The organism is Aquimarina algiphila (assembly GCF_007489275.1).
Classification (GTDB): domain Bacteria; phylum Bacteroidota; class Bacteroidia; order Flavobacteriales; family Flavobacteriaceae; genus Aquimarina; species Aquimarina algiphila.
In genome coordinates this window covers 1-261 of the sequence record NZ_VLNR01000251.1, presented here as the reverse complement: position 1 = coordinate 261, position 261 = coordinate 1, and the positions used below count along the sequence as shown (strand labels likewise).

General features: G+C 38.7%; 1 pseudogene. It reads left to right on the top strand.

Annotation, left to right across the window (positions count from 1 at the left end):
- Nucleotides 1-14 precede the first annotated feature (14 nt).
- Nucleotides 15-261, top strand: a pseudogene (locus FOF46_RS31205) (hypothetical protein); the annotation flags it as partial.

Below are 261 nucleotides of genomic sequence, written 5' to 3'. Positions count from 1 at the left end.
CAAAGAGTTTACAAATATTACGAAGTAAAGGGTATATCGTGTACCGGGAGCCATTTAAACTCAATATTGTGGGCTATCGAAGTCGTTTTGTTCGAAGTAATCGATTTGATGATGAAATACATGTATTCTATACCAATGATCAAGGGAGGTGGGTGTATCATATCTTTAAAGCCACTACAGATCCCGGACAGTATTGGCTAGAAAACCCAATGCACCCACAAGGGACTGCATTTCTAAAGAAAGGACAATATATAAACTCCC